A 24,121-nucleotide genomic window follows, 5' to 3' on the forward strand; every position below is an offset into this window, starting at 1 on the left:
GGGGCGTGTTCAGCCTGGAAGAATAGCCGGAAGACGGTGGCTTGCGCGACGCCGTCGGCGGTGCCGTGGACTACTGGGCGCGCCGCAGCACGTAGTGCGGCGCCAGCGGGCCGGTGGGGCGGGTGCCGTCGCGATACAGCAGGGTCACCTGGTTTTCGGCGACGAAATAGCGTTGGCTGTCGCCGGAGGCGTCCAGCCGGATGGTGCTGCCGTCGGACTCCCAACTGAAGGTGCCGGCGACCGCTTCGGGCTGCGGCTGGCGGTCCAGGTACTGGGTGGTGCGCTCGTAGCGGCCGTCTTTCATGAGCGTCAGACGGGTCTGGATGCCGGGGCAATCGGCGCAGGGCAGGGTGCCTTCGTAGCTGCCGGGCCAGTCCAGCGCGTTGCGGGCCGTATGGTTGTCCACGGGCACGGACCGGGCGGTGATGGGTTTTGAAGGGGCGCAGCCGGCAAGCAGGGCGACTGTCAGGGTGCAGGTCAGGGTGGTTTTCATCATGGCGAGCTCCTGTGTAGCAGAGCGTCCACGATACGGACGCAAGCTTGTCCTTGCTGAAACGGGTTGTAAAGGTCATGCGGATGCAGTCCCGCTATGCGGGAAGGTGTTGCGAACTGCGGAATCGACGAGTGCCCGGCCGCGCGTCAAACGGGACGAGGGCGGCAAGCGAGCGCGCCGGATCTTGGCCGTGGTTGCCCCCAGCAGGGCCGTATCGGCGCGCTGCACGCGGTGCGCCCACGCTACGCTTGTATCTCGAGCCGGCCGCCTGCCGCGGCCAACAAGGAGACTCGCCATGAAGGGAAGCTGCCTGTGCGGCGCCGTGGCCTACGAAGCAGACCGCCTGTCGGGGCCGATCTTCCATTGCCACTGCGCCACGTGCCGCAAGTCGCACGGGGCCGCGTTCGCGTCGACCGCGCGCGTGGCGCGCGAAGACTTTCGCTGGACGCGGGGGCAGGCCGCGCTGGGGGCATATGAGTCCTCGCCCGGCAAGATCCGCCACTTCTGCACGGCTTGCGGCGCGCACCTGATGGCGCACTGGGTCGACCGGCCGCAGGTCATCTTGCGGGTGGCCACGCTGGACGACGATCCGGGTGCGCGGCCGGCCGCGCATATCCACGTGTCGCACGATGTGCCGTGGCTGGCCGATGGCCCCGACGTGGCGGCGTACCCGGATGCGCCGCCTGCGTGAGGCATGCCGGTCCGTAATGTGCGTCCCAAATGTGCGTCCCAAGTGTCCGTCCCAGGTGACCGTCCCAAATGTGCGCCCCATTTGTCCCGCAGTGACCTTCACTGGCATCGTGCGCTTGCGCTACGCTATCGATCTTCGTACCAGCGCTGCACCCTCAGGAATTCCTGCCATGAAAGGCGAACACCATTACGACGTCAACGTGACCTGGACCGGCAACACCGGCAAGGGCACCGCCAGTTATACGGCCTATTCCCGCGACCATGTCATCCAGGCGCCCGGCAAGGCCGACATCGCCGGCTCGGCCGATCCCGCCTTTCGCGGCGACGCGGCGCGCTGGAATCCCGAAGACCTGCTGGTGGCGTCGCTGTCGGCCTGCCACAAGCTCTGGTATCTGCATCTGTGCGCGGTCGAAGGCATCGTGGTCACCGCCTATCGCGACGACGCGCAAGGCGTCATGCGTGAAGACCCCGACCACGGCGGCGCGTTCGCATCGGTGACGCTGCGGCCCGAGGTCACCATCCAGGCGGGCGGTGATGCCGGCCTGGCCGAAGCCCTGCACGCCCGCGCGCACCACTTCTGCTACATCGCGAACTCCGTGAAATTCCCGGTGCACTGCGAGCCGCGCATCGTCGTGGCCTGAAGCCGACCCGCGTGTCGTGGCTTGAACCCGGTCCGTGCATGGCGACCCGAACCTGACACGCATTGTTCATCCGAATTTCCGACCTGCATTTCCCATTCATTTCAAGGACGCCAATATGCTGACCATCTGGGGCCGGCGCAGTTCATTCAATGTGCAGAAAGTATTGTGGCTGGCGGGCGAATTGGGCCTGGCCTACGAACACGTGCCGGCCGGCGGGCAATTCGGCCTGCTGGATACGCCGCAGTTCCGCAGCCTGAACCCGCACGGCAAGGTGCCGCTGCTGCGCGACGGCGATACGGTGGTGTGGGAATCCCATGCCATCCTGCGCTATCTGGCCGCGCGCCATGGCGCCGCCGCGTTCTGGCCGGCGGACCCGGCGCGGCGCGTCCGGGCCGACGGCTGGATGGATTGGGCGCAGACGGCGTTGCAGCCGGCGTTCCTGTCGGGTGTGTTCTGGGGCTATTACCGTACCCCCGAAGCCGCGCGCGACACGGCGGCCATTGCGCGCAGCGTGGCGGCTACCCATGCCTGCCTGCGGCAACTGGACGCGGTGCTGGCCACGCGGCCCTATCTGGATGGCGACGCGCTGACGCTGGCCGACATCCCGGCAGCCACCTCCCTGTACCGCTACTACGAACTGGACATCGACCACGCGCCGCTTCCCAATGTGCGCGCCTGGTACGAACGCCTGCAGGCGCGCCCGGCCTACCGCGAACATGTCATGGTGCCGTTTGGGGAATTGAAGGGACGGCTGGATTTTTGATTTAAGCTGCCTGCATGTCTTTGCCCATCACCGACTGGCCGCAGCATGCCCCCGACCTGGGCATTGCCGGCCTGCGCCTGCGTCCGCTGCATGACGCGGACGCCGTCGATTGGTATGCCTACCTGAATGACGATGCCGTTACGCGCCACACCAGTTGGCAGCTCGATGGCCCGGACGCCTTGGTCCGGCTGATTCGAGGCTATGCCGACCCGGCCGCCACGCACAGCGTGCGCCTGGCCATTGGCGGGGCCGACAACCGGCTGATCGGCACCATCGGCTTGAACGAGATTTCTTTGCCGAACCGCCGCGCCGAAATCGCCTACGATCTGGCGCCGGCGCATTGGCACCAGGGCATTGCCACGCAGGCCTGCTCGGTTGTCACCGACTGGGCCTTGCAGACGCTGGGCCTGGCCCGCGTGCAGGCCACGGTGCTGGATACCAACACGGCCTCGGCCGGCGTGCTGGAGCGCTGCCGCTTTCATCGCGAAGGGCTGTTGCACCACTATCGCGTAGTGCGCGGCGAATCGCGCCATTTCTGGATCTACGCCCGCATCTGGCCGCCCCCCATCGTGGGCGCGGAATGCGGCTAGGAATTTTCAATACGGACCCTACGAGGAAAGCATGACGTCCGCCCTGATTGTGATCGATGTGCAACGCGCCCTGTTCGAAACCACGCCCGCCCCCGCGGACGCCGACGCCGTCCTGGCGCGCATCAATACGCTGACTGATCGCGCCCGCGCTTGCGGCGCGCCGGTGATCTACGTGCAGCATGAGGCCCCCGGCAGCCCGATGGATTACGGCCTGCCGGCCTGGCAGCTGGATGCGCGGCTGCAACCGGCCGATGGCGACATCCGGGTGCGCAAGACCACGCCCGATTCCTTCCTGCGCACCGATCTGGCCGACGTCCTGGCAGTAGCGGGTGTCACGCGGTTGGTGGTGTGCGGCTATGCCAGCGAATTCTGCGTCGACACCACCGTGCGCCGCGCCGCGGCGCTGGGCTTTCCGGTGACGCTGGCGGCCGATGCCCACACCACGCAAGACAAGCCGCATGCGCCTGGCGCCCAGATCCGGGCGCACCACAACGCCACGCTGTCGTCCATTGCCAGTTTTGGCGTCAAGATCGCGGCCATCCCTGCCGCCGACATCGTCTTTGGTGGCCCGGCCGCCGCCTGATATCCCATGGATCCTGAACTGTTGTCGTTGCTGGTGACGCGCACCATGCCGTTTGGCAAATACCAGGGGCACCTGATCGCCGACCTGCCGGGGCCCTACCTGGCGTGGTTTGCGCGCAAGGGCTTTCCGAAGGGTGAGCTGGGCCGCTTGCTGGCGCTGATGCTTGAGCTGGACCATAACGGCCTGTCTTCCTTACTGGATCCTTTACGGACCGCGCCGCGCGCCTGGCCGGGCCAGCCGCCCGGGGACCTGCCGGCCAAGCCCTCCGCCGCCAAAGTGGCTGGCGCCAAGTCCTCTGCCGCCAGCGCATCGGGTGCGGCGGCGCCCCCCAAGCGGGCGGCCAAGCCCTGAGCCGGGCGTAGCCGCCCGCCGCCGGGAAACCGCAAGAAACAAATCCCGCGTCGGGCGTAGCGTCTTGGCACGCTCACGTGGCGCGCGCGGGGCTACCATAGACCGGCGCGTCACCGGACGGGGCAGTTGATCCTGGTCGGCTGGCGCGCATTCATTGATGAGAGGTCGCCATGAAAAAAATTCCGCTGTCCGCCGTCTTGCTGGCTCTGGCCTGCGTGGCAGGCGCGGCCCACGCGCAGAGCGCGGCGCCGGTCACCCAGGAATACCAATATCCCAGTCAGCGCTCCAAGGACGGCAGCCTGTCGCCGCCGTCCACCCTGCGCATGACCGTCACGCCCGACCCGAATTCGGCCCCTGTCGTGATCCGCGATTCTGCCGAAAGCCAGGCGGAGTACGTGCGCTGCCGCGAGGTCTCGGACCGCGCCGCCGTGTCCAATGCGCAGATGCAGGCCGGCGTGGCGCAATGCCTGCAACAGCTGGAGCAGCGGCGTCAGCCGCAGTAGCGGCAATAGCGGCAACGGCAGCAATAGCGGCAATAGCGGCAACGGCAGCAATAGCCGCAATTGCGGCAACGGCGGACAACCTCGGCCCAAGTCGCGTAGGAAAACTCAGGCGGCCACCCTGATTCGGCTGCCTGGGCTGGACCGACGATGGCCGCCTACGCCTGGCCGGCCATCGCGGCCTGGCGCGCTGCGCCGCGCGCCCAGTACCAAGTCATCAGCCCCGCGGCCAGCACCACCGGCAGCATGGCCGCATTCAGCGCTTCCCACCCGAAGGTGTCCAGCGCCGGCCCGGCGGCCAGGGTTGCCAGGGCAGTGGCCGCATAACGTGCCATCTCGGCCGCGCCCTGGGCGCGGGCGCGTTCGGCTGGCCGGTACGACTGCGCGAGCAGCGTGGTGCCGCCCACGAACATGAAATTCCACCCTACGCCCAGGCAGAACAAGGCCGCGTAGAACGCCGGCAATGACGGCGACCCCATCGCAATCAACGCACTGGCCACATTGAGCAGCATGCCCGCCCACAGGATGCGGGCCAGGCCGAAGCGCTGGATCAGCGCACCGGCGAACAAGGCGGGCGCGTACATGCCCACCAGGTGCCATTGCATGATGCCCGCGCCATCGCTGATGGTGTGGCTGCAGGCCACGGCGGCCAGCGGCGCGGCCGTCATGATGAACATCATCGACACGGACCCCACCACATTGTTCGCCAGCGCCGCCACGAATATCGGCTGGCGTGCGACCTCGCGCAGCGGCCGCGCCGGCAGGCCGGCCTGGGTGTCGCCCGCGTGGACCGGCGCGTCGATGTCGCGGTAGAACGCCCACAGCAGCGCGGCGGACAGCAGCGCCAGCAGCGCCACCATCAGGTAGGCCCCGGCAAAGGTGACGGGGGCGAACAGGTCGCGGCTGCCATTGGCCAGCGCGGGGCCGGCAATGGCGGCGATGACGCCGCCGGCCATCACCACCGAGATCGCGCGGGTCTTGGCGGCCGGTTCGACCGCGTCGGCGGCGGCCAGCCGGTAGTACTGGGCAAACGCCTGGAACACGCCGACCAGCGCGGTGCCGGCGCAGAAGGCCCAGAAGTCCGAATGAAACACCGCCCAGACCGAGATGCCGCCGCCCGCCGCCCCGGCCAGGGCGCCCAGCGTGAAGCCGTTGCGGCGGCCGATGCGCTGCATCAGCAGCGAGGCAAACCAGGTGACGACGGCGCCCGCCACGGTGATCAACGCGAAGGGCAGGGTGGACAGCGCCTTGTTGGGCGCCAGCATATGGCCGGTCAGGGCCGTCAGGGTCAGGTCGATGGAAATGGCGGCAATGAACAGGCCCTGGCAGACAGCCAGCAGGCGGGCGTTGCGTTGGCCGGGGGTAGAGCGGGATGACGGGCGCATAGGGGCGGCGGGCAGGAAAGAGGCGGACCCCGGCCAGGGGCGGCGCGGGGGATCGGGGCACGAAGTCCGGGGCACGAGGCTCGGGTTTGACTGCGTTTACTGTAGTGAGGCAGACTTTGGCGTAAATGACATAATTCCCTCAAAAACCGCCATTGTGTTCCTCTGGCCTGAATGCACGCCCTGCAGACCGATGCGGGCCGAAATCCATGCCAGGCCTTTTCAATCGCTACAGGCGCTTGCTATGCCCCATGTCGTCGCTTTCCTGCTCGTGCCCGACTTCCAGCTGCTGGACATGTCCGGCCCTGCCACCGTGTTCCAGACCGCGGGCGCCTTGGCACGCACGGCGGGCGGGCCGGCCTATACGGTGCTGACGGTATCGGAACAAGGCGGCCTGGTGCGCAGCACCAGCGGCATCGAGATCCAGACCCGCCCCTGGCGCGGCGTGCGGGCCGACACGCTGATCGTGGCGGGCGGCGAGGGCGCGCGCGAATTCGCGGTCACGCCGGGCATGCGGCGCACGCTGCACGCCCAGCGGCAGGCGGGCCGGCGCCTGGCCAGCGTGTGCACCGGCGCCTTCGTGCTGGCGGGCGCCGGCTTGCTGGACGGCCTGCGCGCCACTACCCATTGGCGCCGCGCGGCCGCGCTGGCGCGCAACCATCCGGGCATCCGGGTCGACGCCGACAAGATCCACGTGCGCGATGGCGATACCTGGACGTCGGCCGGCATCACGGCCGGTATCGACCTGGCGCTGGCGATGGTCGAGGCCGATCTGGGGGCCGAGGTGGCGGCGGCCACGGCGCGCGAGATGGTGGTGTACCACCGGCGTTCGGGCGGACAGTCGCAGTTCTCGGCGTTGCAGGACCTGGCGCCCGAAAGCGATCGCATGCGGGCGGTGCTGGAACATATCCGCGGTCATCTGGGCACGGCGCTGTCGGTGGATCAACTGGCCGAAGTGGCCTGCGTCAGCCCACGCCAGTTCCTGCGCAGCTTCAAGGCCGAAACCGGCGAAACGCCGGCCAAGGCGGTCGAACGCATTCGGGCCGAAGCCGCGCGCGGCCTGATCGCGGCGGGGGACAGCAGCATCGAGAGCATCGCGCGGCGGGTGGGCTTCACCGACACCGAACGCATGCGGCGGGCGTTCTTGCGGGTCTACGGCCAGCCGCCGCAGGCGCTGCGGCGGGCGGCCAGAAGTCCGGGGTGAAATGGCATTTCGGGCAGTTGCGGCTACACTTGTCCGCCGTTTTGCTTTCAGCCCCCGAATTTCCATGATTTCCACCGCATGCGGCGTCGACTTCGGCACCTCGAACTCCACCGTCGGCTGGAGCCGCCCCGACCAGCGCGCGCTTCTCGCCCTTGAAGACGGCAAGACCACGTTGCCCTCGGCCATTTTCTTCCACGACGAAGATGCCGAGGTCAGCTACGGCCGCGCGGCCATCTCCGACTACCTGGCGGGCTACGACGGGCGCCTGATGCGCTCGATGAAAAGCCTGCTGGGCAGCTCGCTCATCGACGGCTCGACCGAAGTGCAGGGCCGCTCGATTCCGTTCCGCGTGCTGCTCACCCGGTTCATCGCCGAGCTCAAGCGCCGCGCCGAAACCGCCGCCGGGCGCGAATTCACGCGCGCCGTGCTGGGCCGGCCGGTGTTCTTCGTGGACGACAACACGGCCGCCGACCAGACCGCGCAGGACACGCTGGGTGAAATCGCGCGCAGCGTCGGCTTCACCGACATCGAATTCCAGTTCGAACCGCTGGCTGCCGCATTCGACTACGAATCGCAGATCGACCGCGAAGAACTGGTGCTGGTCATCGACATCGGCGGCGGTACCTCGGACTTTTCACTGATCCGCCTGGGGCCCGACCGCGCCGGCAAGGCCGACCGCCGCGAAGACATCCTGGCGTACGGTGGCGTGCACATCGGCGGGGTCGACTTCGACAAGCAGCTGAGCCTGGCGCACGTCATGCCGCTGTTGGGCCTGGGCAGCCAGCTGCGCAGCGGTAAGGATGTGCCGTCCACGCAGTACGGCAACCTGGCCTGCTGGCACACCATCAACCAGGCCTACACCCGCAAGGCCGCCGAGCATTTCGCCTACATCCGCGCCGAAGCCGGCGACCGCGAAAAGATCGACCTGCTGCTCAACCTGATCAAGCAGCGCGCCGGCCACTGGGTGGCGGTGCAGGTCGAAGAGGCCAAGATCGCGCTGTCCGAAACGCCGGCCGCGCGCATCGACCTGTCGCGCATCGCTCCCGACCTGGGCGTGGACGTCACCCGTCCGTCGTTCGATGTCAGCGTGGCGCGCCTGATCGAAAAGGTCGAGCAGACCGTGGGCGTGCTGCTGCGCGATGCGGGCGTGGCCACGACGGAAGTGGACACCGTGTTCTTCACCGGCGGTTCCAGCCGCGTGCCGCGCCTGCGCGAAAGCGTGTCGGCCCTGGTGCCAGGCGCGCGCAGCGTCGAAGGCGACCTGTTCGGCAGCATCGGCGCCGGCCTGGCGCTGGACGCCCGCCGCAAGTTCGACTGATCGCCGCTTACTTGGCCAGCATCGCCGGCACCTGCTCGGCCAGCGCGTCGATCGCGACGCGCGTGCGCGACGGCAGGTAGCGCGCCTGCGGCCAGACGGCGTGCACGTCGTGCGCGGCCATCTTGTCGCCGTGCATCAGCACTTCCAGCTCGCCTGAACGCACATAGTGCGTCAGCATCCAGCACGGCAGCCACGCCAGCCCCGCGCCCGCGATGGCGGCGTCGGCGATGGCCTGCAGGTCGTCCAGCCGCAGCCGCGGCGGCACGTGCAGCTGGATCACCTGGCCGTCCGGCCCCATCACCGACCAGCCTTTCTCGACGCCGCCGTGGGCATAGACCACGCCTACGTGCTGGCGCATCTCGTCCAGCGTGACCGGGCGGCCGTGCGCGGCGATATAGGCGGGCGATGCGCCGATGCCCATGGTCTGCAAGCCCAGGCGGCGCGCGGCCAGGCTGGAACTGTCGGGCAGGGGGCCGATGCGGATGCCCAGGTCGTAGCCTTCCTCGATCAGGTCCACCACGCGGTCGTTGAAGGAAATGTCGATCTGCAATTGCGGATACTGCAAGGCCAGTTCACGCAGCACTGGCGCCACGCAGTGGCGGCCAAACACCAGCGGCGCGCTGACCCGCAAGCGCCCTTGCGGCGAACGCCGGCCGCTGTCCAGCTCGGCCTCGGCGTCATGCAGCTCGGCCAGCGCGCGCACGCAGCGGTCGTAATAGGCCTGGCCGGCGTCGGTCAGGCTTTGCTGGCGGGTGGTGCGGTGAAACAGCCGCGTGCCCAGCCGGGCTTCGAGCCGGGCAATGGATTTGCCCACCGCCGAGCGGGTCAGGTTCAGTCGGTCGGCGGCCAGGGCGAAGCTGCCGGCCTCGGCCGCCTGCACGAAGACTTCGATGCCGCCCAGCCGGTCGTGGGTCGGGGGTGTGGCCATGATGAATTGGTTCCTTAGTGGAAACATTCAGTGGAATAAATGCCGCCACTGGATAGTTTGGTTCCCGGATATCGTAACCCTACCGCGCCGCGCCGTCATGGCCGGCATTCAGAACCCGATTCATCAAGGACATCATCATGCAGGCATACCAGGTATCCGGCGGGCAGGGCATCGGCTCGCTCAAGCGTGTGGCGCTGACCCCGCGCGAACCCGGCCCGTTCGAAGTGCGCGTGCGCATCAAGGCCGTTTCCCTGAACTTTCGCGACCTGATGGTCGCGCGCGGCGACTACCTGAAGACCTCGGGCGCCCCCGTGATTCCCGCGTCCGACGCGGCTGGCGAAGTTCTGGCCGTGGGCGCGGGCGTCACGCGCTTCAAGAAGGGCGATCGCGTGATGGGCGCCTTCATGCCCAACTGGATCGACGGCGACCCCACGCCCGCCAACACCGCGCTGGCGCCGGGCGCCGCCACCGACGGCGTGCTGGCCACGGAAGCGATCTATGCCGAGCACGGCCTGGTGGCGATTCCGGATTCGCTGTCCGACGAGCAGGCCGCCACACTGCCGTGCGCGGCCGTCACGGCGTGGAACACCCTGTTCGTGGCCGGCCAGGCCCGCGCCGGCCAGACGGCGTTGCTGCTGGGCACCGGCGGCGTCTCGATCTGGGGGCTGCAACTGGCCAAGGCCGCGGGCCTGCGCGCCATCATCACGTCGTCCAGCGCCGACAAGCTGGCGCGTGCCCGCGAACTGGGCGCCGACGGCCTGATCAACTATCGCGACACCCCGGAATGGCAGGACGAAGTGCTGCGCCTGACGCACGGCGAGGGCGCGCACGTGGTGCTGGAAGTGGGCGGCGAAGGCACATTGGTGCGTTCGGTGGCGGCGGCGCGCATGGGCGGCACCATCGGCATCATCGGCGGGGTCAGCGGCTTTGCGGCCACGCCGGTGTCGCCGCTGGCGCTGATCGCCGGCAGCAAGCGCCTGCAAGGCATATTCGTGGGCAGCCGCAAGATGCTGGAAGACGTGACGCGGCTGGTGCACACGGCACGCATCGCGCCGGTGATCGACCGCGTCTACGGCTTCGATGAAGCGCCCGCCGCGTTCGAGCACCTGGCTTCGGGCCGCCACTTCGGCAAGATCGTGATCCGCGTCGACGTCTGACCGGTGAGCAGGGGCGGCGCCGTTGACGTGCAGGCTGCGCCGCCGCGTCGGGGGTCGCAAGCGCGATGGTAAGCTGCAAGCTTGCCCGCCGGGCCGCCTGTTGCGCCCGGCGCTCGTTTGCCGACCCGTCCCGCCATGATCCACAAGCCCGATTCGCACCTGTTCGAAGAACGCGTTGCCAGCGAAGCGCCCTACGAGGGCCGCTTCCTCAAGATCCGCAACGACACCGTCCGCCTGCCCAACGGCCATACGTCCACGCGTGAATACGTGGTGCATCCCGGCGCGGTGGTGGTGATTCCGCTGCTGGACGACGGCCGCGTGCTGCTCGAACGCCAGTTCCGCTACCCGGTCGGCCAGGTCATGACGGAGTTTCCCGCCGGCAAGCTGGACCCGGGCGAAGACCCGCTGGTCTGCGGCCAGCGCGAACTGCTCGAGGAAACCGGCTATACCGCCACGCAATGGGCCCGCGCCGGCGCCTTGCACCTGGCCATCGCCTATTCCACCGAGATCATCCACATCTACTTCGCCCGCGGTTTGCGCGCCGGCCCGCAGCAGCTGGACCCGGACGAATTCCTGGACGTCTTCAGCGCCCAGCCGGCCGACCTGATCGCCGCCTGCGCCAAGGGCGAAGTCACCGACGCCAAGACCCTGACCTGCGTGCTGTGGCTGCAGAACGTGCTGTCCGGCGCCTGGCCGCTGGACTGGCAGGATCATCCGGCCTGACGCGGCCTGGCTGTTGCCCGGCCCGGTGCTTCCCATGCCCGCCTTTCCCGTGCTGCTGCAACCGTCCGGCCTGGGCTTCAAGGCCGACGCCGATACGCCCGTGCTGGCCGCCGCACAGGCTGCCGGCATCAAGCTGCCCAGCTCGTGCCGCAACGGCACGTGCCGTGCCTGCATGTGCCTGCTGCTCGAAGGCGACATTGCCTACCGCATCGAATGGCCCGGCCTGTCGCGCGATGAAAAGGAAGAAGGCTGGATCCTGCCCTGCGTGGCCCACGCCTGTTCGCCGCTCGAGATCCAGTCCTTGCAGGCCGAACGCATCGACGCCGCCCCGCCCGCGCCGCCGCGGCCCCTGACCGGGGCGCGGCGCTAGGGCTACACGCCTGACCGCGTGATGCGGGCCTGGGTGCCTGGGTGCGAGCGCTCGCGCCCTTGTCGCCGGGCGCGCCGCTTGCGGGCCCAGAGCAGCACGCCGGTCACGCTCAGCATTGCCACCACCAGCCCCAGCGCCGACATCAGCACGCGGCCCGGCAGGCCGATGATGCGGCCGGTATGCAGCGGCAGTTGCGCCTGCAGGAAGACATCGCCCGCACTGCCGCGGCCCGGAATGCGGTCGCCGATCACCTCGCCCGACTGGCTGTCCAGGTAGATCCACGGGCGCCCCAGGCCCGATGGCGTGTCGTCGCCGGGTTCGAAGAAATGGACGCCGTACAGGCGGTAGGGGGCGCTGTAGAACAACGCGCCCGCCGGCAATGTCCAGCCGCGTTCGCGGGCCTCGGCCTGGCCGAGCTGCAAGGCGCGGGCGCGGGTGATGCCCGGTTCGACGAATTGCGCAGGCGCCGCCGGCCGCCGCAGCGCGAAGATGTCGGGCGTGAGCGGCGACAGGAACGCCACCAGCGGCCGCACCACTTCGCGCCCCAGGTTCATCGACACCGAGGTCACCGCCACCATCAGCAACAGGCCCCACACCCATACCCCGCCCGCGCGGTGCAGGTCGAAGACCAGCTTGGGCCGGCCCTGGCGCAGCCGGAATGACAGCGACTTGCGCCAGGCCTTGCGGCTGGGAAACGAAATGGCCAGCGCGATCAGGCAATCCAGCGCCCAGATGATCGCGACGATGCCCATGAACCAGGTGCCCAGTTCAAAACCGCCCACGTCCGGCAGATGCAGGGTGTAGTGCAGCTTGTACAGGAACGGCATCAGGTTTTCGCGCGCCAGCGATACCTCGCCCCAGTAGCGCGACCCCCGCACCGCGCCGGTGACGGGGTCGAGCGTGATCTGGTTGAACGCCAGCGGGTAGGGCCGGCCGGTGGCCGGGTCGATGCGCGGCACCACCGACATGCCCAGCGCATGGCCGGGTTCGATGGTCAGCGGCAGATAGGCCACGCGCAGGCGCGGATCGGCCGCTTCCAGGCCGGCCGCCAGGTCCAGCGCCGGACGCAGCGTGGCGCCTGCCGGCGCGGGGGCGTCGAACAGTTGCGGGTTCAGCCATTCGTCCAGCTCGTGGTCCCACGAGATGATGGCGCCGGTCATGCCGGACACGAACAGGAACAGCGCCAGGAACAGGCCTGCCCAGCGATGCAGCAGGCGCAGCAACGAGGCCATTGCCGTCTACCAGCGGTACGTGGTGCTGAGCAGCAGCGTGCGGCGCGGGCCGTAGTAGCACGCGTTCAGGGGCGAGCCGCCGCACGGGTTGGCCACATAGAGCTTGTCGAACAGGTTGGCGACCTTGAACTGCATGCGCCAGTGCGTGTTGGGCTCATAGCCCAGCACCATGTCGTAGACCGTGTAGGCGGGCGTCTTGACCGAGGTGGCGTAGGCGTTGTCGGGGTCCGCGGCCGTGGGGCCGTAGTCAAGCGTGCTGCCCAGGTAGCGCACGCCGCCGCCGATGGACACGCCGCGCAGCGCGGTCGAGGCCAGGCGGTAGTTCACCCACAGCGAGGCCATGTGGCGCGGCGAGGTCGTGCCCCAGGAGTCCTGCGGCCGCGTGCCTTCCTGGCCCGGCGTGTTGCTGCGCGTGACCTTGGCATCCAGGAAGGTGTAGCTGGCCAGCACCGACCACTGCGGCGTGGGTTCCCAAGTGCCCTCCAGTTCCACCCCGCGTGAACGCACCTGCCCAGCCTGGATCGAATTGGCCGGGTCGTTCGGGTCTTGCGTCAGCACGTTGTTCTGGCGGATGTCGTAGACCGAGGCCGTCAGCATCAGGTGGCGGCCGGCGGGCTCGTAGCGCAGGCCGGCTTCCATGCTGCGCCCGCGCGTGGGCTGGTAGGGCGAGCCATCCTTGCTGGCCTGGGCCGTGGGCTGGAACGATTCGGCGTAGTTCACGAACGGCGACAGGCCATTGTCGGCGCGGTAGAGCGCGCCGGCCTGGTAGGTGGTGGCGTTGTCCCGCTGGTTCAGGTCCAGCGTGCCCAGCGGATCGCGGGTCTCGGTGCGCGCGCGGTCGTGGCGTACGCCGCCGCGCACGATCCAGTGCTCGCCGAGCGACAGGCGGTCCTGGAAGTACACGCCGGTCTGGCGCGCGGTGACGTCGCGCGCCCAGGGCGTGGTCGGGTCGGGGATGGCCTGGCCGTATTGCGGGTCCAGGATGTCCAGCACCGGCGCCTTGCCGGACCACTGGCGGTCGTTGTAGCGGGTCAGGCTGGCGTCCAGCCCCACCAGCAGGCGATGCGTCACCGGGCCGGTGTGGGCGGTCCAGGCCAGCTGGTTGTCCATGGTGTAGACCTTGGAACGCAGCTGGTTGCGGTTGGCGTCGCGATACAGCAGGTGGCCGGTTTCATCCAGGTCGTAGTCGTCGTTCAAGAGCGCGCGGCCGCGCACGTACTTGGCGTCGTAGTCCATCGATTCCACCCGCAGCCCCTGGCGGAACACGGCGTTGCCGCCGAGCTTGTATTCCAGCAGCGTGCCCAGCGACTTCTGGGTCCGGTCGAAACGGTTGAAATCCGGCTCGCCCGGATAGAAGCTGGAACTGATCGGGCCCCACGGGCTTGAGAACAGCGTGCCCGTCCGCGGGTACCACAGGCCCCACGCCGCGCGGTCTTTCTGGTAGTTGGCCAGCACGGTCAGCGTGGTGTCGGCGTTGGGTTTCCAGGTCAGCGCGGGTGCGATGTAGCCGTGGTCGTCGGGCGCATAGCGCATCTGCGTGTCGCTGTCGCGCACGTTACCGGTCAGCCGGTACAGCACCGTGCCGTCGCTTGCGACCGGGCCGCCCAGGTCGAACTGCGCCTGTTTGCGGTCGTGGCTGCCCACGCCCAGGGTCACCTCGTGCAGCGGGTCGTCGGTGGGCCGCTTGGTCACGGCGTTGATCAGGCCGCCCGGCGAATTCTGGCCATACAGCACCGAGCTGGGCCCCTTGAGCACTTCCAGCCGCTCCAGGCCGTACGAATCGATGCGCATGCCGATCTTGCTGCCCGAGGCGCGCAGGCCGTCGCGGTACATGCCGAACACCGATTGGTTGAAGCCGCGCACCGTGATCCAGTCATAGCGCGGGTCTTCGCCGTAGGCCGACGTGTTCACGCCCGCTACGTAGTGCAGCGCGTCGGTGATCGTCTGCGCGCCCTGGTCGTTCATCTGGTCGCGCGTGACCACCGTGACGGATTGCGGCGTTTCCGACAGCGCGGTGTCGTCCTTGCCGGCCGTCATGGTGCGGGTGGCGATGTAGCCGGCGACCGGGCCGACCGGCGATTCGCCGTTGCCGGTCACCGTGATCGACGGCAAGGTCGACACCCCGCCGGCCGCCTGCGGCGCGCGTTCCAGGGTGTAGCCGCCGCCCGCGTCCGGACGCGCCTGCAGGCCGGTGCCCGCCAGCAGCGCGCGCAACGCCCCGGCCGCCGTGTAGTCGCCGCGCACGCCGGGGCTGGTCTTGCCCTGCGCCAGTTCCGTCGGGCCGGCCAGCAGCAGGCCCGATTCCCCCAGAAAGCGCGTCAGCGTGGCGCTGAGCGGGCCGGGGGGAATGTCGTAGCGCCGCAGCGCGTCGGCGGCGGTCTGGGCGGCGGCGGGTGCGGCATCTTGCGCCTGCGCGCCGGGCGTCGCGGCAACGGCCAGCAGCGCGCCGGCAGCCAGACCCTGCAACAGCGATAGCGGACGGCGGCCGCGGGCGGGGCGAGAAGGGGACTTGCGGGACATGGAATCTTTCTCTCGAACAGGTGGCAGGCAGGGCGAGCCGCGGCAGGGCCACGGATCGCTTACTCCTGCTTGATCGAACGAGAGGGCAAAAGTCGGAACCGGTTTTTGAAAAAAAGAGGAAATGGGCCGATGGGGCCAGGGCAGACCGGGCGCTAGCGCGGCCGGGCCTGCACCGTCGTCCACCACGGCAGGCTGCGCTGCACCCGGATCGGCAGCGCCGCTTCCAGCATCGCCAGCGCCCGCTCCGGCTGGGCCAGGGGGTAGCTGCCCAGCACGCGGATGTCGGCCACCTCGGCGCTCGCGCCCAGGTGGCCGGTCTGGTAGCGGGCCAGTTCCCGCAGTACCTCGGACAGCGGGATGTCCTGCGCGATCAGGATGCCGCGCGACCAGGCTTCGCGGGCGGGGTCGGCCGGCGCTGCGCCATCGATCGCCGTGGCGGAATAACGCGCCTGTTGGCCCGCCGGGATCACGCGCGTCTGGCCGCTGCGCGCCGTGCGGATTTCCACCGCGCCTTCATAGACGGCCACCAGCGCATCGCTGCCGTCGCTGCGGACGGTGAAGCGCGTACCCAGCGCCCGCAGTTCGCCCTGCGGCGTGGTCACCAGGAAGGGGCGGGCGGGATCGGGCGCGGTCTGGATCAGCATTTCACCCGACCGCAGCACCAGGCGCCGCACCTGGGCGTCATAGTCGTCGTCGAAGGCGCTGGCGGTATTGAGCCAGACGCGGGTGCCGTCGGCCAGGGCCAGCTCGCGGATTTCGCCGGTGCGGGTGCGGTGATCGGCCATCCAGGCCAGCGCCAGGGTCGACGTCGGGCCATAGCGCAGCGAGCCCCAGGCCAGCACGCCCGCGCCCGCCAGCCCCAGCAGGGCGCGGCGGCGGGTCAGGCGGCTGCGAGCCAGGCGGTAGGCGTCCGTGGCGGGACGCCGCGCGGGGCTGCGCTGGATCGGGTCAAAGCGCTGGCTGATGCGTTCCACATAAGACCAGGCCTCGCGATGGCGCGCATCCGCCGCCAGCCAGGCCTGCCAGCGGCCGTGGTCTTCCTGGCCCGCCTGGCCGGACCGCAGCAGCGCATACCACTCTGCGGCCTGCTCCAGGGATTCGTCGGTGACGGCGTACAGCCCCGGCGCGGCGGCCTGCGGCTGGGGATTCATGTCTCGCTCGCGGCCAGCCGCGCTTCCAGCCGCAGGCAATGCAGCATGGCCTGCGCCACGTACTTGCGGATCATGCGGCTGGACACCTGCAGTTCGTCCGCCACTTCCTGGTCCGTCATCTCGCAAGCCACGGCCAGCACGAACGCCGTGGCCGCCTTGGGCGGCAGGCTGCGCAGCATGGCGTCGACCTCGTTCAGCGCCTGCATCACCATGGCCTGGTGCTCGGCCGACGGCGCCACGGCTTCAGGCTGCGCGGCCAGCGTGTCCAGCCAGGCCTGCTCGATTTCCCGGCGGCGCCACAGGTCCACGCACAGGCCGTTGGCCATGGTACGCAGGTACACCCGGGCCTGGGGCGCGGTGTCGAAGCGGCGCGGCCTGGTGAGCAGGCGCACGAAGGCGTCATGCGCCAGGTCGGCAGCGTCGCAGGCATTGCCCAGCCGGCGGCGCAGCCATCCCTGCAGCCAGGCATGGTGGCTGGTGTACAGGGTTTCGACGGTGGGATTGGAGGCGGACTCCGGAGGGCTCACGATGGGCGACACAGCGGCCGAGGGGGCGGCCAGGCAGGGATATTTTGGAAACGAGAATTGTAATTATTTTTACTGGGAGATCAATCGCGCCGTGGCGCCTGTTGTGTCTTTGCACGCCCGCCGCCCCCCGGCTGACGTAAAAAGAGCGCCGACGTGTCGGCGCTCCTATGGGGGACGCAGCAGCGCGTCAGTCGTGCTTGTGCATGGCCGACTGGTGCTTGGTGTCACGCATGGTCGCATACACCAGCAGTGAAATGAAGATCACGCCTGCCAGGTAGTAATAGAACCATTCCTCGTGGCCCTGCTGCTTGAACCACAGCGCGATGGCCGGCGCCGTGCCGCCGAAGATGGACACGGTGATCGCGTAGGGCACCGCCACGCCGGTGGCGCGGATATTGGTCGGGAACAGCTCGGCCTTCACCACGGCGTTGATCGAGGTATAGCCGGCCGTGAACACCCAGGCTGCGCAGATCAGCAGAAAGGCGATGAACGGCGACTTGGTGTGCGACAGCGTCATCAGAATAGGCACCGTCAGCGCCGCCCCCGCGATGCCGAAGAACACCAGCAGCGGCTTGCGGCCGATCTTGTCCGACAGCGCGCCGTACAGCGGCTGCAGGATCAGCGCGAAGATCAGCGAGGCCGCGATGACGTAGGTGGTGACGATGTCCGAGAACCCGGAGGTCTGCCGCACGAAGGTCTGCATGTAGGTGGTGAAGGTATAGAACGCCGCCGTGCCGCCAGCCGTCAGGCCCACCACGATGGCGACTTCGCGCGGATAGCGCAGCAGGCCGCGCAGCGAACTGGTCTGCGGCTTGCGCTTGCTGGCCTCCTTGTACGAATCGGTTTCCGGCATGTCGCGCCGCATCAGCGCGGTGATGACGGCCAGCATCGCGCCGATCACGAACGGAATGCGCCAGCCCCATTGCACCAGTTGCTCGTGCGTCAGGAACACGTTCTGCAGCAGCAGCAGGACCAGAATGGCGCACAGTTGCCCGCCGATCAGCGTGACGTACTGGAAGCTGGAATAGAAGCCGCGGTGGTCGGGGTCGGCGATCTCGGTCAGGTAGGTGGCGCTGGCGCCGTACTCGCCGCCCAGGCTCAAGCCCTCGATCACCCGCGCCAGGGCCAGCAGCGCCGGTGCGGCCAGGCCGATGGACGCATAGGTGGGCGTCACCGCGATGATGAGCGAACCCACGCACATCATGCCCACCGACACCATCAGCGACAGCCTGCGCCCGTGCCGGTCGGCCAGGTGGCCGAACAGCCAGCCGCCCAGGGGGCGCACGATGAAGCCGGCCGCAAACAGCGTGGCCGCATTCAGCTGCTGGACGACGGGATCGTGCGAGGGGAAAAAGGCGGGGGCGAAGTACAGGGCGAAGGCGGTATAGGCGTAGAAGTCATACCACTCCACCAGGTTGCCCATGGAGCCGACGAAGATCGCCTTGATACGGCGTTTGGCGTCGGGCATGTCCAGATACGATTGGGTCATCGCTGTCTTCCAGGGAAGTCCGTACCCCCTTATCTTGCGCCTGCGAACGCAAAAAAGCATCCCCGTATCCCATTGAATTCATTCAGCTTTTAGTCAGAATGCGCCGAGCGCAAAGCCGTGGGTGCAAAGCAGCGGGCCGCCGCGCCTTGCGGCCGGCTGGATGCGAGAAGGCAGGGGGGCCTTACTTGCCCGGCGGCGCAATCACCGAGCAGGCCGCCGCGCCGGGCGGCGCGATGGCGTTTTCGCCCAGCAGGGCGCGCACGCCGCAGACCGAGCTGAACATGCCCTTGTTCTCGTGCCCCACGCCGGCCACTTCGAAGCCGGCGCGGTGCAGCGTCACGGGTTTGGCGCCGCGGTTGGCCACGATGCGCTCGTATTGCAGGTAGGCGGTGCCGCGCGCCAGGCGGGTGGCGCCCTGGGCTTCGGCGCCGCAGGTCTTGTCCAGCAGCCGGTGCTCGGGGTTGTTGTCGGCGCCGCCCAGCAGATAGGTCACGTCGCGCGACGCATAGCGCACGAACAGCTTGTCGTCGGCGGCATCGTGGGCGTAGGCGGGCAGCTTGTCGGTGCCGTACTTGTATTGGTTGTAGGTCGGGCAGATCCCGCGTTCGTAGGGCGCGTAGCCCTTGCCGTCCGGGCGCGGGCGCTCGTTGGTCAGGTACAGGTAGGACGACGGGTTGGCCACCACGTAGCGCAGCGCCACGCCGTCGCGGCGCAGCGGGCCGTCGATCTGGTTCAGCACGGCGTAGCGCTGCACCAGCTGGGCGCCGCCGGAATGCCCGGCCAGCACGATGCCGGCCAGCGTGGGCAGGCGCTTGCGGTCGTCCAGGCTGCGCAGCAGGTCGTCGATCACCTGGAACGAACTGACCGGCGTCGGCCGGCCCGCGGCCTGCACGCTGTCGTCGCCGTCTTCCCAGCCGGACTTGCGCCAGGCCGCCATGCCGGCAAAGCCCGAATCGATCACGCCGACAAAGCGCGGCGCCAGGATCAGGGTGTCGTTGGCGCGGGCCGGGTTGGCGGCCAGCAGCGTGGCGGCGGTTTCGTAATAGCGGTCGGCGTCGCGCTTGGGGCCATGGAAGACGATGACGATTTGCTTGATATCGCGCAGGTCGTCGCGCGCCAGGTTGCGGTTAGCATAAACCGGTACCTTGTAGCGGCGCCCGGGCTTGCCCAGTTCGACCGTCTGCCAGCGCGGCACCACCACCCGCTTGGGCGCGGGCGTGGGTTCGTCGTAATCGTAGGGGTCGGGCAGCGGCGTCTGGGCGCGTACGGCCGCAGGCGCCAGCAGGGCCAGGGCCAGCGCGGCCACGGCCCAGGCGCCAGGCGCGCGCCGTGCGTACGGTGGCGATGGCAGGGCGGCGGGCGCGCGGCGCATGGCGCGGGCAGGCAGGGTCAGCAGCCTTCGTGGCCCAGCAGCTGCTTGAGCGCGGGCAGGTCCAGGATGCGGACTTCACGCTGGTTGATGCGGATCAGGCCGTCGCGGGCAAAGCGCGAGAACAGCCGGCTGACGGTTTCCAGGGTCAGGCCCAGGAAATTGCCGATTTCCTCGCGGCTCATGCGCAGCACGAACTCGGTGGACGAATAGCCCAGCGAGGCGTAGCGCTGCGACAGGTTCAGCAGGAAGGCGGCCAGGCGCTGTTCCGAACGCATCGAGCCCAGCGAGGCCAGCATCTGGTGCGAACGGGTGATCTCGCGGCTCATGAGGCGGCGGAACTGCTGCTGCAGCGACGGCAGATGCGTGGCCACGCGGTCGACTTCGTTCAGGCGGATCACGCAGACTTCGGAGTCTTCCAGCGCGACGGCGGCCGACACGTGCTTGCCTTCCAGCATGCCGTCCATGCCGACGATTTCGCCGGGCAGGTGGAAACCGGTGATCTGGATCTGGCCGGTGGCGTCTTCAAGCTGCGTTTTCAGGCTGCCAAAGCGCACGCCGTAGACGGCGTCAAGAGGATTGTCCAGCGAATACAGCGTCTTGCCTTTTTCAAGGCGCACGCGCTCTTTCACCAGTTCGTCCAGCTTCTCTACTTCGGCGGCGGCCATGCCGACCGGGACACACACGTGGCCCAGCATACACGTGGAACAGTGGGCGGCATCAGGGGCAACGGGAACCCGTTTTTGCATACGATGACCTCTATAGTGCCCGGGCCTGGCGGGTAGCCGGGGCGGGCGTAAAGCGTGAGACAGGTATCTATTGTAGTCCGTTGTTACTACGGGTGTCTTACGGGGTGGACGAAAGCCGTCCGCGTGCGGTTTTTTTTGGCGCCGTTTTGGCGCCGATCGTGCGGTTTGTGCAGTTTCCTACGTCGCCGTGCCAGGACGCCGGCCAAGCCGGTAGGCCACCCAGTCCTCGCCCGTCACGTCCGTTGCCGCGCCGCGCAGCGCCGGGTCGATGGGGTAGTACTCGCAGGCCACGGGGGTGGCCCCGGCCGGGGCCAGGGGCTGGGCCAGCACCGTGCGGCGCACGAAGCAGCAGGGCTGGCCGGGCACGTATTCCTCGATCTCGTCCATCAGGGCGATGAGTGCGGGCGTGACCTCGTAGATATCGCCCAGCACCCGGCGCCCGTCGGCCACGGGGACCAGCCCGGGCCAGTCGCCGAAGTCCACCAGCGCGCCGGGCACGGTGGCCGCGCCCACATGCCGGGCGGGCGCCAGGCCGCGCGTGGCAGCCGCTTGCGCCAGATCATTGATTTCGCCCGCGCGTAGCGTGCCGTAGACAAAAACGTATATGCTCATAGTTCAGATTGTTGCTGTACGCGGATACCGTCCACGAGGCCCGGCCAGGTGTTGAAATTCTCGCATCCGGCCGCATATTCAGGTCATCGAGCCCGCCGGCATGTATCGGTCAGGCTCCCCAACAAGCCACTACGACCATTATGCGATTCGACAAACTGACTACCAAGTTTCAGCAAGCCTTGGCCGACGCCCAGAGTCTGGCCGCCCGCAACGACCACCCCTATATCGAGCCCGTCCACGTGCTGTCGGCGCTCCTGTCCGACCCCGACAGCGGCGCGGGCAGCCTGCTGGCGCGTGCCGGCGTGGCCGTCAACCGCCTGCAACCGGCGCTGGACAGCGCCTTCAAGTCGCTGCCGCAAGTGCAGGGCGAAGACAACGTCCAGGTGGGCCGCGACCTGCAAGGCGTGCTGACCCGCACCGACAAGGAAGCCGCGCGCCGCGGCGACACCTACATCGCCAGCGAACTGTTCCTGTTGGCCCTGGCCGACGACAAGGGCGAAGCCGGCCGCATCCTGCGTGAAGCGGGCCTGCAGAAAAAGGCCCTGGAAGCCGCCATCGACGCCGTGCGCGGCGGCGAGAACGTGTCCGGCGCCGAAGGCGAATCCAACCGCGAAGCCCTGTCCAAGTACACGATGGACCTGACCGAGCGCGCCCGCCAGGGCAAGCTCGACCCGGTCATCGGCCGCGACGATGAAATCCGCCGCACCATCCAGATCCTGCAACGCCGCACCAAGAACAACCCGGTCCTGATCGGCGAACCCGGCGTGGGCAAGACCGCCATCGTCGAAGGCCTGGCGCAGCGCATCGTCAACGACGAAGTGCCCGAAACCCTGCGCGGCAAGCGCGTGCTGTCGCTCGACCTGGCCGCGCTGCTGGCCGGCGCCAAGTTCCGCGGCGAATTCGAAGAACGCCTGAAGGCCGTGCTCAAAGAGCTGTCGCTGGACGACGGCAGCAACATCGTCTTCATCGACGAGCTGCACACCATGGTCGGCGCCGGCAAGGCCGAAGGCGCGATGGACGCGGGCAACATGCTCAAGCCGGCGCTGGCGCGCGGCGAGCTGCACTGCATCGGCGCCACCACGCTGGACGAATACCGCAAGTACATCGAGAAAGACGCCGCGCTGGAACGCCGCTTCCAGAAGGTGCTGGTCGACGAACCCGATGTCGAGTCCACCATCGCCATCCTGCGCGGCCTGCAAGAGCGCTACGAGATCCACCACGGCGTCGAGATCACCGACCCGGCCATCGTGGCCGCGGCCGAACTCTCGCACCGCTACATCACCGACCGTTTCCTGCCCGACAAGGCCATCGACCTGATCGATGAGGCCGGCGCGCGCATCCGCATGGAAATCGATTCCAAGCCGGAAGTGATGGACAAGCTCGATCGCCGCATCATCCAGCTCAAGATCGAGCGCGAAGCCGTCAAGAAGGAAACCGACGACGCGTCCAAGCGCCGCCTGGGCGTCATCGAAGAAGAACTGGAAAAGCTGCAACGCGAATACAACGACTTCGAGGAAATCTGGAAGGCCGAAAAGGCCGCCGTGCAAGGCACCCAGGCCATCAAGGAAGAAATCGACAGCGTGCGCGCCGACATGGCCGAACTGCAGCGCAAGGGCCAGTTCGACAAGCTGGCCGAACTGCAATACGGCAAGCTGCCCGACCTGGAAGCGCGCTTGAAGGCTGCTGAAGTGGGCGCGGCCCAGGCCGCCGAAGAAGCCGAAGGCGGCGAAGGCCGGCCGCGGCTCTTGCGCACCCGTGTCGGCGCCGAGGAAATCGCCGAGGTCGTGTCGCGCGCCACCGGCATCCCGGTGTCCAAGATGATGCAGGGCGAACGCGAAAAGCTGCTGCACATGGAAGACTACCTGCACAAGCGCGTGGTCGGCCAGGACGAGGCCGTGCGCCTGGTGTCCGACGCGATCCGGCGTTCACGCGCCGGCCTGGCGGACCCGTCGCGGCCCTATGGCTCGTTCCTGTTCCTGGGCCCCACCGGCGTGGGCAAGACCGAGCTGACGCGGGCGCTGGCCGAGTTCCTGTTCGACTCCGAAGAGCACATGATCCGCATCGACATGAGCGAATTCATGGAAAAGCACTCGGTGGCGCGGCTGATCGGCGCCCCCCCCGGATACGTGGGCTACGAAGAAGGCGGCTACCTGACCGAAGCCGTGCGTCGCAAGCCGTACAGCGTGGTGCTGCTCGATGAAGTCGAAAAGGCCCATCCGGACGTCTTCAACGTGCTGCTGCAAGTGCTGGACGACGGTCGCCTGACCGACGGCCAGGGCCGCACGGTGGACTTCCGCAACACGGTGATCGTGATGACGTCCAACCTGGGCTCGCATCACATCCAGAGCCTGGCCGGCAAGCCGTACGACGTGGTCAAGGAAGTGGTCTGGGACGAGCTCAAGCAGACGCTGCGGCCCGAATTCCTGAACCGCATCGACGAAGTCGTGGTGTTCCATGGCCTGGAAGCGCAGCACATCGAGTCCATTGCCCGCATCCAGCTGCGCCGCCTGGCCGAGCGCCTGGAAAAGCAGGAGATGCGCCTGGAAGTGACCGAACCGGCGCTGGCGGAACTGGCGCGCGGCGGGTTTGATCCGGTGTTCGGGGCACGGCCGCTCAAGCGCGCCATCCAGCAGCAGATCGAGAACCCGGTCGCCCGGTTGATCCTGGAAGGCCAGTTCGGCCCGCGCGACGTCGTACCGGTGGATTGGCGCGACGGCAAGTTCGTGTTCACGCGCACGCTGCAGTAAGCGGCTCGGGCCGCCTGCTCAGGTCAACGCCA

The 24,121-nt window shown here is 68.4% G+C and carries 23 protein-coding genes and 1 pseudogene; 13 read left to right on the top strand and 11 right to left on the bottom strand.

Annotation, left to right across the window (positions count from 1 at the left end; all coding sequences use genetic code 11):
- Positions 1 to 70: 70 nt before the first annotated feature.
- Positions 71 to 496, bottom strand: a complete 426-nt coding sequence (locus tag U858_RS0103155) for a copper resistance protein NlpE (protein WP_029953490.1) — start codon at positions 494 to 496, stop codon at positions 71 to 73.
- Between the two features lie 292 nt (positions 497 to 788).
- Between U858_RS0103155 and U858_RS0103160 the strand changes: the two genes are divergently transcribed.
- The 7 genes and pseudogenes from U858_RS0103160 to U858_RS0103190 all read left to right on the top strand — a co-directional run bounded on the left by U858_RS0103160 (position 789) and on the right by U858_RS0103190 (position 4,614).
- Positions 789 to 1,184 (top strand): GFA family protein, encoded by a 396-nt coding sequence (locus tag U858_RS0103160; protein ID WP_025135742.1) that lies wholly within the window; start codon positions 789 to 791, stop codon positions 1,182 to 1,184.
- Between the two features lie 169 nt (positions 1,185 to 1,353).
- On the top strand, positions 1,354 to 1,824 hold the full coding sequence (locus U858_RS0103165; RefSeq protein ID WP_025135743.1) for an OsmC family protein: 471 nt from the start codon (positions 1,354 to 1,356) through the stop codon (positions 1,822 to 1,824).
- A 115-nt stretch (positions 1,825 to 1,939) separates the two neighbouring features.
- Positions 1,940 to 2,587 carry a glutathione S-transferase family protein gene (locus tag U858_RS0103170; protein WP_025135744.1) on the top strand — a complete coding sequence of 216 codons (648 nt, stop codon included), beginning with the start codon at positions 1,940 to 1,942 and terminating at the stop codon, positions 2,585 to 2,587.
- A 14-nt stretch (positions 2,588 to 2,601) separates the two neighbouring features.
- Positions 2,602 to 3,177 carry a GNAT family N-acetyltransferase gene (locus tag U858_RS0103175; RefSeq protein WP_025135745.1) on the top strand — a complete coding sequence of 192 codons (576 nt, stop codon included), beginning with the start codon at positions 2,602 to 2,604 and terminating at the stop codon, positions 3,175 to 3,177.
- A 31-nt stretch (positions 3,178 to 3,208) separates the two neighbouring features.
- Entirely contained in the window at positions 3,209 to 3,760 is a 552-nt protein-coding gene (locus U858_RS0103180; protein ID WP_025135746.1) for a cysteine hydrolase family protein, read from the top strand.
- Positions 3,761 to 3,766: 6 nt separating this feature from the next.
- A pseudogene (locus U858_RS0103185) lies at positions 3,767 to 3,982 on the top strand (DUF3820 family protein); the annotation flags it as partial.
- A gap of 299 nt (positions 3,983 to 4,281) precedes the next feature.
- Positions 4,282 to 4,614, top strand: a complete 333-nt coding sequence (locus U858_RS0103190) for a hypothetical protein (protein WP_025135748.1) — start codon at positions 4,282 to 4,284, stop codon at positions 4,612 to 4,614.
- A gap of 155 nt (positions 4,615 to 4,769) precedes the next feature.
- On the opposite strand, the gene U858_RS0103195 is transcribed toward U858_RS0103190, so the two are convergent.
- Entirely contained in the window at positions 4,770 to 5,996 is a 1,227-nt protein-coding gene (locus tag U858_RS0103195; RefSeq protein ID WP_025135749.1) for an MFS transporter, read from the bottom strand.
- Between the two features lie 241 nt (positions 5,997 to 6,237).
- Between U858_RS0103195 and U858_RS0103200 the strand changes: the two genes are divergently transcribed.
- Together U858_RS0103200 and U858_RS0103205 are read left to right on the top strand one after the other, a co-directional pair.
- Positions 6,238 to 7,197 carry a GlxA family transcriptional regulator gene (locus U858_RS0103200; RefSeq protein ID WP_025135750.1) on the top strand — a complete coding sequence of 320 codons (960 nt, stop codon included), beginning with the start codon at positions 6,238 to 6,240 and terminating at the stop codon, positions 7,195 to 7,197.
- Between the two features lie 64 nt (positions 7,198 to 7,261).
- Complete coding sequence (locus U858_RS0103205; RefSeq protein ID WP_025135751.1) at positions 7,262 to 8,515, top strand: Hsp70 family protein; 1,254 nt, start codon at positions 7,262 to 7,264, stop codon at positions 8,513 to 8,515.
- 7 nt (positions 8,516 to 8,522) lie between these two features.
- On the opposite strand, the gene U858_RS0103210 is transcribed toward U858_RS0103205, so the two are convergent.
- Complete coding sequence (locus U858_RS0103210) at positions 8,523 to 9,443, bottom strand: LysR family transcriptional regulator (RefSeq protein ID WP_025135752.1); 921 nt, start codon at positions 9,441 to 9,443, stop codon at positions 8,523 to 8,525.
- 137 nt (positions 9,444 to 9,580) lie between these two features.
- Here U858_RS0103210 and U858_RS0103215 point away from each other — a divergent pair, with 137 nt between their 5' ends.
- From U858_RS0103215 to U858_RS0103225, 3 genes are all read left to right on the top strand, one after another.
- Positions 9,581 to 10,600 (top strand): NAD(P)-dependent alcohol dehydrogenase, encoded by a 1,020-nt coding sequence (locus U858_RS0103215; protein ID WP_025135753.1) that lies wholly within the window; start codon positions 9,581 to 9,583, stop codon positions 10,598 to 10,600.
- Positions 10,601 to 10,735: 135 nt separating this feature from the next.
- Positions 10,736 to 11,323, top strand: coding sequence for an NUDIX domain-containing protein (locus tag U858_RS0103220; RefSeq protein WP_025135754.1), 588 nt, complete (start codon positions 10,736 to 10,738; stop codon positions 11,321 to 11,323).
- A gap of 34 nt (positions 11,324 to 11,357) precedes the next feature.
- Entirely contained in the window at positions 11,358 to 11,693 is a 336-nt protein-coding gene (locus U858_RS0103225; protein ID WP_029953494.1) for a 2Fe-2S iron-sulfur cluster-binding protein, read from the top strand.
- Positions 11,694 to 11,695: 2 nt separating this feature from the next.
- Here the strand turns inward: U858_RS0103225 and U858_RS0103230 are convergent, their stop codons facing one another.
- The 8 genes from U858_RS0103230 to U858_RS0103265 form a co-directional block, all read right to left on the bottom strand.
- Positions 11,696 to 12,925 (bottom strand): PepSY domain-containing protein, encoded by a 1,230-nt coding sequence (locus U858_RS0103230; RefSeq protein ID WP_025135756.1) that lies wholly within the window; start codon positions 12,923 to 12,925, stop codon positions 11,696 to 11,698.
- 6 nt (positions 12,926 to 12,931) lie between these two features.
- Entirely contained in the window at positions 12,932 to 15,445 is a 2,514-nt protein-coding gene (locus U858_RS0103235; protein WP_025135757.1) for a TonB-dependent siderophore receptor, read from the bottom strand.
- A 152-nt stretch (positions 15,446 to 15,597) separates the two neighbouring features.
- On the bottom strand, positions 15,598 to 16,596 hold the full coding sequence (locus tag U858_RS0103240) for a FecR domain-containing protein (RefSeq protein ID WP_025135758.1): 999 nt from the start codon (positions 16,594 to 16,596) through the stop codon (positions 15,598 to 15,600).
- On the bottom strand, positions 16,593 to 17,123 hold the full coding sequence (locus U858_RS0103245) for a sigma-70 family RNA polymerase sigma factor (protein ID WP_025135759.1): 531 nt from the start codon (positions 17,121 to 17,123) through the stop codon (positions 16,593 to 16,595). The genes U858_RS0103240 and U858_RS0103245 overlap by 4 nt, the downstream gene beginning before the upstream one ends.
- Positions 17,124 to 17,310: 187 nt before the next feature.
- A complete protein-coding gene (locus U858_RS0103250) occupies positions 17,311 to 18,612 on the bottom strand; it encodes an MFS transporter (RefSeq protein WP_025135760.1) in 1,302 nt (433 codons plus the stop codon).
- 181 nt (positions 18,613 to 18,793) lie between these two features.
- On the bottom strand, positions 18,794 to 19,984 hold the full coding sequence (locus U858_RS0103255) for a hypothetical protein (protein WP_025135761.1): 1,191 nt from the start codon (positions 19,982 to 19,984) through the stop codon (positions 18,794 to 18,796).
- Positions 19,985 to 20,001: 17 nt separating this feature from the next.
- Positions 20,002 to 20,730 (bottom strand): helix-turn-helix domain-containing protein, encoded by a 729-nt coding sequence (locus tag U858_RS0103260; RefSeq protein WP_025135762.1) that lies wholly within the window; start codon positions 20,728 to 20,730, stop codon positions 20,002 to 20,004.
- 177 nt (positions 20,731 to 20,907) lie between these two features.
- Positions 20,908 to 21,342, bottom strand: coding sequence for a gamma-glutamylcyclotransferase (locus U858_RS0103265; protein WP_025135763.1), 435 nt, complete (start codon positions 21,340 to 21,342; stop codon positions 20,908 to 20,910).
- 140 nt (positions 21,343 to 21,482) lie between these two features.
- Here U858_RS0103265 and clpB point away from each other — a divergent pair, with 140 nt between their 5' ends.
- Entirely contained in the window at positions 21,483 to 24,089 is a 2,607-nt protein-coding gene (gene clpB, locus U858_RS0103270) for an ATP-dependent chaperone ClpB (RefSeq protein WP_025135764.1), read from the top strand.
- Positions 24,090 to 24,121 lie beyond the last annotated feature (32 nt).

The organism is Achromobacter sp. DH1f (genome assembly GCF_000633435.1).
GTDB classification, from domain to species: domain Bacteria; phylum Pseudomonadota; class Gammaproteobacteria; order Burkholderiales; family Burkholderiaceae_B; genus Achromobacter; species Achromobacter deleyi.

Coding starts and splice junctions, on each gene's coding strand:
- U858_RS0103170 (WP_025135744.1), top strand. CDS start 1,940: ATGCTGACCATCTGGGGCCGGCGCAGTTCATTCAATGTGCAGAAAGTA.
- U858_RS0103180 (WP_025135746.1), top strand. CDS start 3,209: ATGACGTCCGCCCTGATTGTGATCGATGTGCAACGCGCCCTGTTCGAA.
- U858_RS0103235 (WP_025135757.1), bottom strand. CDS start 15,445: ATGTCCCGCAAGTCCCCTTCTCGCCCCGCCCGCGGCCGCCGTCCGCTA.
- U858_RS0103165 (WP_025135743.1), top strand. CDS start 1,354: ATGAAAGGCGAACACCATTACGACGTCAACGTGACCTGGACCGGCAAC.
- U858_RS0103265 (WP_025135763.1), bottom strand. CDS start 21,342: ATGAGCATATACGTTTTTGTCTACGGCACGCTACGCGCGGGCGAAATC.
- U858_RS0103215 (WP_025135753.1), top strand. CDS start 9,581: ATGCAGGCATACCAGGTATCCGGCGGGCAGGGCATCGGCTCGCTCAAG.
- U858_RS0103240 (WP_025135758.1), bottom strand. CDS start 16,596: ATGAATCCCCAGCCGCAGGCCGCCGCGCCGGGGCTGTACGCCGTCACC.
- U858_RS0103190 (WP_025135748.1), top strand. CDS start 4,282: ATGAAAAAAATTCCGCTGTCCGCCGTCTTGCTGGCTCTGGCCTGCGTG.
- U858_RS0103155 (WP_029953490.1), bottom strand. CDS start 496: ATGATGAAAACCACCCTGACCTGCACCCTGACAGTCGCCCTGCTTGCC.
- U858_RS0103175 (WP_025135745.1), top strand. CDS start 2,602: ATGTCTTTGCCCATCACCGACTGGCCGCAGCATGCCCCCGACCTGGGC.
- U858_RS0103200 (WP_025135750.1), top strand. CDS start 6,238: ATGCCCCATGTCGTCGCTTTCCTGCTCGTGCCCGACTTCCAGCTGCTG.
- U858_RS0103260 (WP_025135762.1), bottom strand. CDS start 20,730: ATGCAAAAACGGGTTCCCGTTGCCCCTGATGCCGCCCACTGTTCCACG.
- U858_RS0103225 (WP_029953494.1), top strand. CDS start 11,358: ATGCCCGCCTTTCCCGTGCTGCTGCAACCGTCCGGCCTGGGCTTCAAG.
- U858_RS0103210 (WP_025135752.1), bottom strand. CDS start 9,443: ATGGCCACACCCCCGACCCACGACCGGCTGGGCGGCATCGAAGTCTTC.
- clpB (WP_025135764.1), top strand. CDS start 21,483: ATGCGATTCGACAAACTGACTACCAAGTTTCAGCAAGCCTTGGCCGAC.
- U858_RS0103195 (WP_025135749.1), bottom strand. CDS start 5,996: ATGCGCCCGTCATCCCGCTCTACCCCCGGCCAACGCAACGCCCGCCTG.
- U858_RS0103205 (WP_025135751.1), top strand. CDS start 7,262: ATGATTTCCACCGCATGCGGCGTCGACTTCGGCACCTCGAACTCCACC.
- U858_RS0103160 (WP_025135742.1), top strand. CDS start 789: ATGAAGGGAAGCTGCCTGTGCGGCGCCGTGGCCTACGAAGCAGACCGC.
- U858_RS0103255 (WP_025135761.1), bottom strand. CDS start 19,984: ATGCGCCGCGCGCCCGCCGCCCTGCCATCGCCACCGTACGCACGGCGC.
- U858_RS0103220 (WP_025135754.1), top strand. CDS start 10,736: ATGATCCACAAGCCCGATTCGCACCTGTTCGAAGAACGCGTTGCCAGC.
- U858_RS0103230 (WP_025135756.1), bottom strand. CDS start 12,925: ATGGCCTCGTTGCTGCGCCTGCTGCATCGCTGGGCAGGCCTGTTCCTG.
- U858_RS0103250 (WP_025135760.1), bottom strand. CDS start 18,612: ATGACCCAATCGTATCTGGACATGCCCGACGCCAAACGCCGTATCAAG.